14 protein-coding genes are annotated in these 13,977 nt (G+C 36.5%); 2 read left to right on the forward strand and 12 right to left on the reverse strand.

Annotated features, from left to right (window positions below):
- Positions 1–72: 72 nt before the first annotated feature.
- From ACSKT4_RS05230 to ACSKT4_RS05245, 4 genes are all read right to left on the reverse strand, one after another.
- Positions 73–768, reverse strand: a complete 696-nt coding sequence (locus ACSKT4_RS05230; RefSeq protein ID WP_186870622.1) for an LPXTG cell wall anchor domain-containing protein — start codon at positions 766–768, stop codon at positions 73–75.
- A gap of 37 nt (positions 769–805) precedes the next feature.
- Positions 806–1,393, reverse strand: a complete 588-nt coding sequence (sipW, locus tag ACSKT4_RS05235; protein ID WP_186870623.1) for a signal peptidase I SipW — start codon at positions 1,391–1,393, stop codon at positions 806–808.
- Positions 1,394–2,197 (reverse strand): amyloid fiber anchoring/assembly protein TapA, encoded by an 804-nt coding sequence (gene tapA, locus ACSKT4_RS05240; protein ID WP_465822941.1) that lies wholly within the window; start codon positions 2,195–2,197, stop codon positions 1,394–1,396.
- A gap of 124 nt (positions 2,198–2,321) precedes the next feature.
- Positions 2,322–3,017 (reverse strand): TasA family protein, encoded by a 696-nt coding sequence (locus ACSKT4_RS05245; RefSeq protein ID WP_343221469.1) that lies wholly within the window; start codon positions 3,015–3,017, stop codon positions 2,322–2,324.
- A gap of 654 nt (positions 3,018–3,671) precedes the next feature.
- On the opposite strand from ACSKT4_RS05245, the gene ACSKT4_RS05250 reads away from it, so the two are divergent.
- Together ACSKT4_RS05250 and ACSKT4_RS05255 are read left to right on the forward strand one after the other, a co-directional pair.
- Entirely contained in the window at positions 3,672–4,616 is a 945-nt protein-coding gene (locus ACSKT4_RS05250) for an LCP family glycopolymer transferase (RefSeq protein ID WP_425516499.1), read from the forward strand.
- 103 nt (positions 4,617–4,719) lie between these two features.
- Entirely contained in the window at positions 4,720–6,741 is a 2,022-nt protein-coding gene (locus ACSKT4_RS05255; RefSeq protein WP_186870627.1) for a penicillin-binding transpeptidase domain-containing protein, read from the forward strand.
- Positions 6,742–7,158: 417 nt separating this feature from the next.
- Here the strand turns inward: ACSKT4_RS05255 and ACSKT4_RS05260 are convergent, their stop codons facing one another.
- From ACSKT4_RS05260 to ACSKT4_RS05295, 8 genes are all read right to left on the reverse strand, one after another.
- Entirely contained in the window at positions 7,159–7,593 is a 435-nt protein-coding gene (locus ACSKT4_RS05260; RefSeq protein WP_186870628.1) for an IDEAL domain-containing protein, read from the reverse strand.
- A gap of 145 nt (positions 7,594–7,738) precedes the next feature.
- Positions 7,739–8,176, reverse strand: a complete 438-nt coding sequence (locus ACSKT4_RS05265) for an IDEAL domain-containing protein (protein WP_186870629.1) — start codon at positions 8,174–8,176, stop codon at positions 7,739–7,741.
- A gap of 170 nt (positions 8,177–8,346) precedes the next feature.
- Complete coding sequence (locus ACSKT4_RS05270) at positions 8,347–9,393, reverse strand: hypothetical protein (RefSeq protein ID WP_186870630.1); 1,047 nt, start codon at positions 9,391–9,393, stop codon at positions 8,347–8,349.
- Between the two features lie 138 nt (positions 9,394–9,531).
- Entirely contained in the window at positions 9,532–9,714 is a 183-nt protein-coding gene (locus ACSKT4_RS05275; RefSeq protein ID WP_186870631.1) for a cold-shock protein, read from the reverse strand.
- A 137-nt stretch (positions 9,715–9,851) separates the two neighbouring features.
- Entirely contained in the window at positions 9,852–10,589 is a 738-nt protein-coding gene (locus tag ACSKT4_RS05280; protein WP_186870632.1) for a Cof-type HAD-IIB family hydrolase, read from the reverse strand.
- A 12-nt stretch (positions 10,590–10,601) separates the two neighbouring features.
- Positions 10,602–11,789, reverse strand: a complete 1,188-nt coding sequence (locus ACSKT4_RS05285; protein WP_186870633.1) for an MDR family MFS transporter — start codon at positions 11,787–11,789, stop codon at positions 10,602–10,604.
- A gap of 315 nt (positions 11,790–12,104) precedes the next feature.
- On the reverse strand, positions 12,105–12,704 hold the full coding sequence (locus ACSKT4_RS05290) for a pyroglutamyl-peptidase I (protein ID WP_186870634.1): 600 nt from the start codon (positions 12,702–12,704) through the stop codon (positions 12,105–12,107).
- Positions 12,705–12,725: 21 nt separating this feature from the next.
- Positions 12,726–13,925: a CynX/NimT family MFS transporter gene (locus ACSKT4_RS05295; protein WP_255488151.1), complete on the reverse strand. Its 1,200-nt coding sequence runs from the start codon at positions 13,923–13,925 to the stop codon at positions 12,726–12,728.
- Positions 13,926–13,977: the final 52 nt, after the last annotated feature.

Consider the following 13,977-nt stretch of genomic DNA (forward strand, 5'->3'; position numbering starts at 1 on the left):
AGAATGAAACTAGTTTTGTAGGAGGTTCAAACCAATCATATTACTTTTTTCGATATGCTACACTCTCCTCATTCACGCTTTTTTCAATCTTCTAGAAATAATGTAAATGATTAACCCAGCTAGAAGTAAACAGGTACCAATTAATAAATAATGAAACATATTTGTTGCTGTCTTAGGAAGTGGAGATCCTGCTGTGTTATCTCCATCGTTTATTTTACCTCCCACATGCTTTACATCTTTGTCTGTTTTGCTATTATCTTCACCATCGGAATCACCTGTACCAGGGGTGCTATTAGCTGCCTCTGCTACAAACGACATGTTAAAAAGAACAGCTAACCCTTGAAACTCATTACCAAGATGCTCCGGAAAACGAACGGTGATGTCTATTTCTTCGTATGTGTTAGCAGCAAGAAATCTCTTCGGTAACGTTTCCAATTCTGCTAATTTACCTTCATATAGTATCCCTTCCTCCCCTTCCATTTCGATGAGAAGTTCATTAAATAGTTTCGCTTCCCCTTCATTGGTAATGCTTATCTGATAGTGAAAATCATTTTTCCCGTCATTCATAACCGTAAGTGTTCTTGGTGCCCAGTCTCCTGGTTTCATATTATTCACATTAAAAAGCATATCACTAGGTGAAAGCGAGATAGCTATTTCTGCTTTTTCATTAATTGTTGCATTGGAATTATCGGCCATCGTTAATAAAGGATCATGTAGTATAAAAAACCCGATAACGAATGCCAAACTAACCAACATTAGCCGCTTCAATTCATCGCCCCCTTAAGGCAAAACTATCAAAATCATATTAAGATACCGTACTATTTTCATTTATTTGTTTAGCTAGTTCTTTATTCGTAGCCTCTAGTTCTCGAACTGCTTGCCATATAGTGAAACCGGCATACACGATTAGGATGAATCCTGGTATTAATAGTAAAAATGCTCCATTTTGGGATTGTGCAAAGTTAACGACATATCCTAAATAAGGAATAGTGAAGCCTGTATACTGGGCAACAACGTTATCAGAAAGTACTAAGCTACTATCTGGGGAAGCATTATTATCTCCCTTTGTTCGATACATAACATGTTCTCCACTATTTACTACCTCTATAACCCTATGGGTAATTAACTTTCCATCTTCTTCCACGAATGTGATAACATCCCCCGATTGAAAGCGAGTCATGTCTCCACCAGGCTCCACTGCGATAATAGAACCTGTATTGAATTCTGGCTCCATTGATCCCGATAATACCGTTTTTAATTGATAGCCTAGAATTTCTGGTTCTCCCCCTGAAGCTTTCGTTGCAACAACCGTAACCGCTAGAAAGATTAATACAGCCATCATGACATACGTAAGTAAATTACCAGTCCATTTTGCGACTGTTTTTAAATTCATTTAATTTTCTCCTTCCTCAGATGAATTCACAGTGTCTTCTTCCATCGGTTCACTCTCTGAATGAACAGATTCATTTTGTTCAACTGGATTTTCCTCTACCCCATTTATTTCATTAGCATTATCTTTTTTCGTGCTAGCCTTATTTTCATCTTCATTCTCTTCTTCTGGTTGTATGACGGTCTGCTCTTCTACTATTTCTTCCTCTTTAGGTTCATTTTCACTCGCTTCTTTCTCATTGATAGCAGAATCTTCTTCGTGTTTTTTATCTTTTGGCGGGCATTGTACCTTTACTTTATTGCTCCATATTTCCGTTCTATTCTCTTCATTTTCTTGAAAGCCTGGTAGCTGATACGCCATGAATTGATACCAACCTTCTTCTGTTGCAGTATATGTAAGGCTTATTTCTTCACCGGCATTTAATGGTTGTATCAGTCCATTTGCAATTTCTTTGCCAAGTTTCTCAGGGTTACCTTTTTGTTCAGAATAAAATACTTTGTATTCTGTTGCCCCTGTCATGTCACCGTGTCCAATATTCTTGATCTGTACTTCTATTTCAACTGGTGGACAGCTATGTACAACATCTGTTGCATTATCAAGGAATGCTAATTCACTTCCATCCCACCAGTCACTTGCTGTAGAAATGGTAGTCGTCACCTTAGGACTTGTATAGCTAAAATAAGCCGTTGTAGTTGAGGTAACGAGCGATAATGATGCGATAGAAGCATATAGGATAGCTAATAATTGCATGATAATGTTTAATTTTCTATGTTTTTTCCGATACTTAGCTACTCGTGACTGTCTCATTTTCTCCCCCCTATCTCCCCCTTATTAACTATCATCGTTATTCCAAGACTTCGATTAACCAGGATAGTTAATAAATAAGGAATGGAAAGGTGAGGATTCTCACCTTTCCTTGTTCATATTAAAATTACTTTTCTTCTCCGTCAGTTTGGTAACCTTCGAATGTCCAAGTAAGCTCTAAGTCTAGATTTTGTAGTTCATTTTGTGCCACACCAGTATCATTGAAACGGAATTGAACATCAAAGTTAGCTTTATCGCCAGCTTCAATACCATATACTTCCTCCGGTACATCATCAAATACTGGATCAACTGTTATCCATTTGCCAAAGACTGGCCAAATAATCCATTCCCAATATCTATACCCTTCTTCAACCATAATGTTTTCAAGATTTACTTTTGTTGCTAAATCTTCTGGTGTTAAATCACGAAGGTCTTTTAAACTTACTTCAAACAACACTTCATAATCCGCATCCCCAGAAGTATTTTTTAAGAATTGCACATAAAGTTGTTCTGCATATGCATCTGCTAAGTCATTACTAACAGCCTCACCATTTCTTGTAACCGCATATTCTGTCTTTAAGTCAACATACTTAATATCAAGCGTTCCATTGTTTTGTAATTCAAAAGATCTTGGCATCCAGTCTCCAGGCTTAAGATTATCCATTTCTACTTGTACAGTCGGATCAACATCAAGTTGAATTGTACCGGAAGCAAACGTGTTCGTTTGCGCTGCAGTATCACTAAAGTATGCAAACGTTCCTCCACCGATTAATGCAATACCTAATACAGCTGATGTAATGCCCATACCTAACTTTTTCTTCATACTCATCCTCGTTCATCTCCCTAATTTAAATTCTAATTACAGAACAATTCACCTTTAAATCTGCGCAAATTTAAAAGTGTCGGGAAAGAGTTTTATAATCATTCTCTTTCCATATGTATTTAACCAGTTAAACACAATCGTTCTTCAATAAGACTCATTTAGTTCCTAATAAAGAACAACCTAATTGGAGTATAGGATAATTTACTTAGATATGAAAACCTCAAATTTCGGCAAATATTCACTATAAAGAACGTTTTTGTTGGATTATCTTTATATTTCTTTAGATTCCTTATAATTACGTACTTTTTAACGTATTATATTTACTTTATAAAGAACAATTTGGATTACTATTATGTATGCCTATCTTTATAGTATGTGTAATATTATAAAGATAAGATTATGGAAGGAGTATTCTTATATGAAATAACAAACACGAATTTTGTGGGTAAGTGTTCGAAAGCCAACTGAGATAAGTGAATATTGCTGCTAACTACTGCTAATCGTTGTGTTTCTTTTTGGAGGAACTAAACCGCTATATGATTAACACAATTCCATTAGCGAAAAATAATGAGTAATAAATCCTATTTTGCAATAGACTAAAATGACAGGATTCGATATAATATTTCCAATAGTTAACAATTAAGGAGAATGACAGTGGCGGAATCAAGGAAAGAACTCAAACAAAAGAAAAGACGGAAATGGTTATACTGGGTCGGTGGGATACTTCTTTTCCTTCTACTAGCCGGTGGGGGATTTGCATGGTATGTATGGGATAAGATACACGACACAGTTAATACCATGCATGAACCATTGGATCGTGATAAAGACCCTAAAAGGCAAGAAGAGATTAATAGCATTTTCAAAGACAAAAAATCAATCAACATTTTACTTCTAGGTGTAGATGAACGTGAAGGTGACAGAGGTCGCTCCGATACCATGATTCTCATGTCATTAAATCCGAAGACCGATTCGATGAAAATGCTTAGTATTCCAAGAGACACTTATGTCAACATTCCTGGCCGAGGAATGGATAAAATCAATCACGCCTATGCATTTGGTGGGGTTGAATTATCTGTTCAAACCGTTGAAGAAGCCTTCGATCTTCCAGTACACTTCTACGGTAAAATAAATATGGAAGGCTTTGAGCTTGGGGTAGATGCTTTAGGTGGCGTAACCATCGATAATCATATAAATTTTACACAGGATGGCTTTCACTTTGAAGAAGGTAATATTCGTTTAAATGGTAAAGAAGCATTAGCTTACATTCGGATGAGAAAAAGTGACCCACGTGGAGATATGGGGCGGAATGAAAGACAACGCGCTATCGTAACTGCTGCAATGAATGAGGCTGCAAGTTTTTCAAGTATAACAAAAGTCGGTGAGATTCTCGATATTGTAGGTAATAATGTCAATACCGATTTGCAAATGAAAAACATGCAAGCATTATTCACCAACTATCTCGGCACTAGAGCGAACATCGACACAATGGAGATTTCTGGTAGCGGCCAAATCATTGGAGGAATTTGGTACTATATAGTACCGGAAGCAGAATTCAGTAGGATTTCAACTGAGATAAAAGATCATATGGAAGCGAACTAAAGAAAATAAGTCACCTGATGAATTCAGTGTGACTTTTTCTTTTATATCGATGATATAATACAAAGAGAGAAAAAAACACTTACAGATAGTAGGGGGATTAGTTATGAAACGCTTCTTTATTACCTTTGCATTATTTCTAGCTTTGATATTAGCTGGATGTTCCGAGGATAAAGTAACACCTCATGACAGACTTGATGACTATTTTAAACTTTGGGAGGAGCAAAGCTTCTCCAGTATGTATGATATGCTTACAGAGGAAGCTAAGCAAGCATATCATACAGACCAATACATAGACCGCTATGAAAAAATATACCAAGACTTACACATTACAGAAATACAATTACATTATGAAAAACTATCTGATGAAAAGATAAAACAAGCTTTGGAAGAAGGTACGGCAACGATACCATTTTCAGCAAGTTTGACGTCAATGGCTGGTCCAATTGAATTTGACTATGAAGTAACGTTAAAGCAAGCTGGGGAAGAAGAAGAGAAGAATTGGTTTATCGATTGGAATCCTGGTTTTATTTTCCCGGAAATCAAAGATGGTGGAGAGATTCGAATATCTACTACTGAGCCAAAGAGAGGAGATATTCTAGACCGTAACAGACTCCCATTAGCTCTAAATGGAATTGTATATGAGGTTGGGATTGTTCCTGGGCAATTGGGTGATAATCCTGAAGCAAGTAAAAAAAAGCTTGCTTCCCTATTGAATATTTCTGTTGCATCCATTGATAATGCTCTTAATGAGAGCTGGGTTCAGCCGGATTTGTTCGTCCCAATTGGAAAAAAGGTGCAAGAATCCGATCAAGCTTTGCTAGACCAATTATGGCAAATGGATGGCGTAATGACACAGCAAACAACAGGGCGTATATATCCTTTAGGCAAAGCGGCGGCACATGTTGTAGGGTATGTGAGAAAAATAACAGCTGAAGAATTAGAAGAGAAAGACCCTGAGCGATATACAGAAAATGATATGATTGGTTCTACTGGTTTAGAGAGACGTTTCGAAGATGAACTAAAAGGCGAGAAAGGGGTTAAGATTTACGTTACAGAGGATGAAAAAGAGGTTGCCACATTAGCCATGAAACCAGTAGAGGACGGAAAAAATATTCAAACAACCCTTGATATTACGGTCCAAGAGGAATTATTTAACTCTTTGGATGATGCACCGGGAACGGCGGCTGCTATCCACCCTAAAACCGGGGAAACTTTAGCATTGGTAAGTAGCCCATCCTTTGATCCAAATAAACTAGTCTATGGCATTTCTCAAAGCGATTGGGAAGCACTTCAAGACAACCCAGAGCAACCTTTATTTAATCGCTTTAATGCGACATATGCACCAGGCTCTGTTATAAAGCCAGTCACAGCAGCTATTGGTTTACAAAATGGCACGATTAAACCTGAGGAGGAACTCGAGATTAAGGGGCTATCTTGGGGTAAGGGTGAATCTTGGGGCAATTATGAAGTAACTCGTGTGTCCGAAGCTAACCCAGTTGACTTAATGAAAGCCATGGCTCTTTCAGATAATATTTACTTTGCAATGAAAGGTGTTGAAATGGGTGGTGATCAACTAGTAAAGGGACTCGAACAGTTCGGTTTTGGCGAACAGCTACCAATTAATTTCCCAATATCTACTTCAACCATTTCAACTTCTGGAACGTTAGATGATGAAGTATTAGTAGCAAACACAAGCTATGGTCAAGGTGAGGTTGAAGCAAGTGTCCTTCATTTAGCCACGATGTATACGAGCTTTTTAAATAATGGCAATATGATCAAACCAATTTTATTAATGGAGGAAGAACCGAATCAAGTTTGGAAAGAAGGTCTACTATCACCAGAACAAGCTACTATCGTGCAAGAAACATTGCGAAATGTAGTTACAGATGGAACGGCTGGCTATGCGAAAAATGCTTCATTCCCTATCTCTGGGAAAACTGGAACGGCAGAATTAAAATTAACCTTAGATGAGGAAAATGGCGAGCAAAATGGCTGGTTTGTTGGTTATCCAACAGAGGATCAGGACATCATCATCGCAATGATGATGGAGAAGGTTCAAGATCTCGGAGCAAGCGGATTAGTTGTACAGAAGGTTACGGATGTATTGGAAGCTATTAAAGAATAGAAACTTGTAAAAATGGCGCTTCCTACGAATGAATTAGAGAATGGGACAAAAAAAGTAAACGTAATGGATGTAAATACGAACATCTACTAGCTCCTAAAAATATACGTAGACGAAAGTGGGATGAATAAGGAAAGCTTGAGGCCTTAGATGTACCTCTAGTCTATTAACAATACTACTTAGAAGGTTTTTTCGGTGCATGGCTACTAAGAAGTAGCAGCCTGATAGACACTTCGGTGGATTTTTTGAGCAGATACCACCCCCTATACTGAAAGTAACCGCAACGATATTTCCAGTACAGGGGGCTTGCTCATTATTCGTATTTGCCTTTAAGATAAATCTTTTTCCCTTCCCCTTTATAAGAATTTACATCATTATTATTTATTTAAGATTAAAATGCTTCACTGTTTTATTAACCTTTTATAATAATGCAATTAAATCATAAAATGCTTCTTCATTGCGTTCATCTAATGCTTTATCAATTAATCGTTTAATATTTTGTTGTACTAGTTGATCCATAATAACATCAATATCTTCATTTATATTTTCTGTTTGAACATATTCAATATGAGGTTTTGTGATAAAGTAGAGCTTAATTAGAAAATCTGGAATATTGATTAGTTCACTCATCGTTAAATAAAATACGTTATCATCCTTCTTAAATGCAAAAGTCGCATCCAGATTCTCAATTTTTTTCGTTCTACGATTGATAATGAATTGTTTAGACTGTTCAGGGATAAATTGATACACTTCATTCTGTATAGAAATCGTGAAGTGTTCTTCATCCAAATAGACGTATATATTTTCTAAATCCGTTTTTATACAATAGGGCTTTAATAACTTTACACTTACCATTGTCATTCCCCCAATGCTTCATAATAGAAAAATCTTATTTGTTTAGTACCCGATAAATAAACTTTTAAACACTTTTTTATCAAAATAAATCAAAAGGAGCATGCCTTCCTATCTATCATAGGTAGTAAGTCATGCTCCTTTTGACTTATAACAATTTCACTAATTCGCGAAACATTTTCTCATCACGCTCATCAAGGGCCTTATCGATTAAGCGTTTTAAATTATACTTTTCTAATTCTTCTAATATCAATCTATTTTCACTCGCAATTTCGTCCATTTCATGAACTTCTTCATAATAAGGCTTTGCAATATGGTGTAATTGGGTTAGAAAATCGGGAAGTGTTATAAGTTCTGTCATTGTCATATAAATAATCTCCTTGCCCTTTTGAAAAGCAAAACGACTTTCAACATTTTCCACTCTTCGTGTTTTGCGGTTGATGCGAATCTCTTTAGCTTCAACAGGGATAAATTGGTAGACATGTTTATTAATACTGACTGAAAAATATTGATACGCTAAAATTATACGAACAAACTCATCATCAGCCTTTATATAATAAGGCTTGAGCATCTTTACAGATATCACATTCCCACCTCCCAATATTTTTCAAATCATAATTTTCAGTTAATTCATTTTACATGATTTTACAAGAAAAAACAAGAGGATATTATGGGATTAATTAAATTTGATTCTAATTTCCCTCTTATAAGCTAAAAGTCCTGCGAGTAATGACAGTATACACACAGGACCAATCATTATTCAATAATTTTTCCAATAATAAACGATTTTATCTTTTCCATTTCTAGATTGGTTAGGTCATATTGTTGTTCAAGCTTCCCTAATAATTCACCGGCTTCTTGCAGGTTGACAACACCTTTTTTCATATAAGCTTTGTAACGCGTATTTAAATCATGAATGACCTTTGTATATTTCTCATCTGTCCCCGGCGTTACTGCTTTTTCATACATATCTATTGTCTCTTCTCCAGGTCCATGTGGAAAAAACTCATGTGGGTCTGTACTATCAAAAATACAAAAATCTAGCTCTCGAACTAGCACCATATCAATACTATTAGGGTCGAAGCTACAGTGATAAAGCTCCACGTCAAAACCATGCGCTAAGCAAGCAGACATGATTTTCTTCATAAAGGTAGATTTACCTGTGCCAGCACGGCCTTTAATATAATTCTTTTTAGATAACGGACGTAAAAGTTCTGGAACAACATTCACTACGCCATCTTTGGTATTAGTGCCAAACAAGCGATGGTATACTTTGGATTCCTTTTCTTGTTTTGAAACACCCTTTAAAAGAGAAGCAATAAATTCTGTTGCAAGTTGATTCGCCTTTGCAAAGTCCATTTCTTTTATATAGACTTCTTCTAAATCGTCATGAATTTTCAGTCCAGCTTCAAAATCTCGGTAGGCATTTTGAATGAAAGTATCAATTGCTTCATGCTCCGATGCAAAATCTTGGCTAGCATCCATTCCTGTAAAAAGGGCAAGGTTTAATTCGAAGGAACTAGGTAAGTCTGCACTAGCTATTCTTTCATCCACGATAGCTACTTTCTTATCACGTATGATAACTCCTTCTAAGAATTCTTTACCTATTGAGCTATAAAGTACCTCGATATGATGATCTTCCTCATATTGGTTTATGATTTCATTTATAATAGCTGTTTTGAGTGAATAGGAGGGGTGTTTTAGTATGATATGATGATGAAAATCAGAAGTGTTGGTTGACAAAAAGTTTACAAAGCCTTCTGCTGTGTTTCCACTGACGTAGTACCCAATTTTGCTTGTCAAAATAACACATCCTTTGACTTTTGTTTTGTACTTTAATGTATGTATAGGCAGTTGTCTTGGTGAATGAAACAAATAACCTAAGGAAACACTCCCGAATCAATCGAGAGTGTTCTTTAAGTTCTTTAACGCTATTTATTTCTATTTAACTTCTGGTAATACACGTACTTCTGTTGTCATGTTTGATTGGCATAATGGACATTCTGGTTCTTTGTCAAAGCTAAATGATTCTCTCATCCAGCCATTACAATCCTCGCTAGTACATGCCCATACATTTGTTTCAACTTCCGGGACTGGCTCTTTTGGTCCTCTTGAAAAAGACATTACAGCATCCCCTTTCAGGCGTTGTATTTCTATTATACCTCTTTTCGAAACACAAAGAAAGGGACCTTGGATTTACTTACCCACCAGTAACAAGAATTGAATAACTAACCTATTCGTAAGGAATTACGTTATATGTCTTAATCTTCTAGGACAAACTTTTCAATTGCTTTTGCTACACCATGATTTACGTTCGTATCGGTTACGTAATTTGCTACTTTTTTAATTGCTTCTTGTGCATTTCCCATTGCTACACCGAAACCTGCTTCTTGAATCATTTTAATATCGTTCAAGCTGTCTCCACATGCCATTACGTTATCCATCGTAATCCCGATTTCGTTACAAACACGATGTAGCGCTTTTGCTTTGCTAACACCTTTGGGATTAATTTCAATGTTAGTTGGTAATGAATTGGTAATCTCAAGGTCAGCAAAATAGGATAGTTCTTTCACTACTTGAGCTAATTTATCCGGGTTTTCTGAGTCTACACCAAATTTCAACCATTGATAGTCGTATAAATTATCTGGACGTTCTCCAATGAAAAATCCTTCTGTAGAAGTCATCCACATATGGAGACCTAGTCCTTCACCTAAATTCCATATTTTTTCTACGACTTCCGTTTCTAATAAATGTTGCTCCAGTAATTCCTTTTTCATTGTCCAAATCTCGCCACCATTACAAGTGACTAAATACGATGTCAGGCCTAGTTCCTCTGCATACGGATAGCAGGTACCAAGTGATCGTCCCGTACTTAAGACAACATGGACACCTTTTGTAAGTGCTTGTTGTATCGCCTCTTTCGTACGAACATCAACCTCATGAACCTTATTCAATAACGTACCATCCATATCTAATGCAATTAACTTAATATCAGACATCTAAAAACCCCTTTATGCTTCTTTTTTTAATGCTTGCTCGGGCTTGATTCCTCGATCGTATAGTTTTGTAGTGAAGAATGGAATTAATAACATCACAATTAATCCATAAAACAGCACCTGAATATTAAAGTAATCAACAACTAAACCACCTAAGAATGGTCCAAGCATTCTACCTGCAGCCGCAACACTGTTGATAAATCCTTGATAAAATCCAGCACGACCTTGTGGTGCTAGTTCATTTGCCAAGGTTGGAATGGCAGGCCAAATTAGCATCTCCGCTATAGTCAATATTACCATAGCTACAGCAAACATAGTAAATGCTTCAGCATACATCGCGATAAGATATGATCCTAAAAAGATAACAGCCCCAACATAAATATGTTTTCTAGGTGAAGTAATTCTATCGGTAAATAGCTTTAATAAAGGCTGACCTAACACGATTAGGAAACCATTAATGGCCCAAAGCGAACTGTATTGTTCTAATGGAATACCGATATCCTGTGTGTAGGATGCAATGGTAGACTGCCACTGGCTATAAGCGAACCAGGTAACAAAGAACCCAACACTTAAAATAATTAATGCAGTAAAAGTGGATTTATCTTTAATCTTTCCACTTTGCTCGATTACATTAGTATGCATATGTCGATTTCTTTCTTCATCCATTCCTTTAAATGCAAAGAAAACAATAAAGGTAAATACGATAAATAGGGCTGCATTCGCAATGAAAATATAATCAAATGAAATACTTGCTACATACCCACCAATTGTCGCTCCAAGTGCGACCCCAAGATTTTGGGCAACATAAATCGCATTAAATGCACGTCTTCCACCTTCTGGCCATACAGATCCTGCCATGGCAAACATGACTGGCCATGTAATTCCTGATCCAAGTCCAATTAAAAGAAGACAGATAGAATACGATATAATATCATGATTAAACGCTAAGAAGATCGATGAGCTCGCTGATAATAACGTCCCTAGTAGAATCGTTTTATAAGCACTAAATTTATCAAATAATACTCCTCCAACTAGGTTACCGACAATGTTAGCTCCCTGATTAAACATTAAAATAAAGCCCGCAAATGCTAAGCTTCTTCCTAATTCATTATGCATGTATATAGTATTAAGTGGCCATAAAAAAGAACCACCAGTTACACTAATGGTTGTAGCTATTGCTAAAAGCCAAATGTATTTTGGCATACTCATCAACTCGCAATCTATTTTTCTCGTCAACTACGTAATTTTAATATATTTAGTTGATGAAAGCAATGAAGATAATGTAAATAATTTTCTTGTCTAGGACTTTTTTGGTAATAAATCCATAGCTAGAATATATCAAGCTTTGTCTAACGTTTTCTAAGTCCCCTATTAGGCATATCTTTCTTTTTCATATACAATGGGCCGGTATATTCTAGCTACTTATGTATCGCTTATAATCTGATTCCTTAACCTTTGATCATGCTTAAACCATCATGTCAAACCTTGCCTGACTGTTCATAATTTTATTGACAATGTTTATTGGATACAACTTATTGCTACTTTAACCGCCTCTGTTAAGTCTTGTTGTGACCAGCTTGGCATGTTCTTCTTTACGGCTAAGTTGTGTGATGCTGGGATGTGGATAAACCCTGATGGCTGCTCTAATCCTTTTTGCTTTAAATAATGAAGTCCATGATACATGACATTATTACAAAGGTAGGCACCTGCTGTATTAGAAATTTTGGCTGGATAGCCTGCTTCTTCTAGCTTGGCAACCATTTGATAGATGGGAAGTTTAGAAAAGTACCCATCTGGACCATCCACAAAGATTTTTTCTCCATTTGGCTTATGTCCATTATTATCGACTGGACCATCATTACAGTTAATCGCAATTCTTTCTGGAGTAATACAATTTCTACCAGCTGCAAGCCCTAAGGATACAACTGCATTCGGTTGATGCTTCTCAATTAATTCTAATAACTGGTTACCAGATTTATGAAAATCAACCGATAGCACCTCACCAATAATTTCATAATCCCCAATTAGTTCCCCATTTAACTGGTTTGCAATTTCCGTAGTTGGATTAATAGGAAATTCTAAGAATGCCTCAAATCCAGTTAGTAATAATTTTTTCATGTGAACACCTCTCCTGTTTTATTAAACGTATTTATCTCTACCTGCTCCAAACCCAAAAACAGTAACTAATAATGCGACTATCATTAATGAAATGATTGGTATTGTCCAAGCATGGGTAAGGTCGAATAAATATCCAATGAAGATTGGACCAATAGCAGCTAGAATATACCCTAATGCTTGTGCCATTCCAGATAAAGAGGCTGCTTGCTTTGCATCCCTTGCTCTCATTCCTAAGAAGGCTAATGCCAAGGCAAACGTACCACTCAATGCAAGTCCAATTAATGTAATACTAATTATTATTAGGATATTATTGGTACCTAATAACAATCCTGTAAAACCTACCATAGAACAGATTCCCATAACCAATACAATTAATCGCTGTGAAGCAAATTTAGCTGCCAGCACTGGTACTAAGAAACTAGCCGGAAGACCGACAAATTGTGTATAGGATAGTAACCATCCAGCCGTCTCCATACTCATGCCATGAGAATGTAGAATTTCTGGTAACCACGAGATTGTCACATAAAATAAAAATGACTGTAATCCCATATATGCTGCAATTTGCCAAGCTAAAGCAGACTTCCAAACATTCGTATCTGTACCCGTTATAAAATCGGTTTCGGGCGTAGCATGACGGCTGTTATTAGATAAATAAATCCAAATAATAATCCCTAGCACTGCAGGGGTAGCCCACACACTAAGAGCAACTTTCCATCCTAATCCGATACCATTTGCTAACGGAACACTTACTCCAGATGCCGTTGCAGCAAATATCCCCATTGCAGTTGAATAGACACTAGTCATTAAACCTACCTTTAATGGAAATTTATCCTTAACGACTCCTGGTAATAGAACATTACAAACCGATATACCAACCCCAACTAGCAATGTTCCTAGAAATATCAAGCCTATTAATGACACGGAACGGACCGCTATTCCAGCTAATAAAAAAATAAGCCCCCATAAAATGACTTTCTCATTGGTAAATCGATTACCTAGCCTTGCAGCAATTGGTGACATAAAGGCAAAAGCGATTAATGGTAAGCTTGTTAATAACCCTACACTCCAATTCGATAATCCTACATCATCTCGAATGGTACTCATAAGTGGTCCAACAGATGTGATAGCAGGCCGGAGATTAAAAGCAACGATGATGATTCCTGCTACTACTAAAAATTTGTATAACTGATTGTTGTTAGCCTCTTGATGATGCAATTCCAATTCTCATGCCCCTTCCAATATATTACTGTCACTACTATAGCATAATCCATTA

The organism is Ornithinibacillus liuyingii (assembly GCF_055550225.1).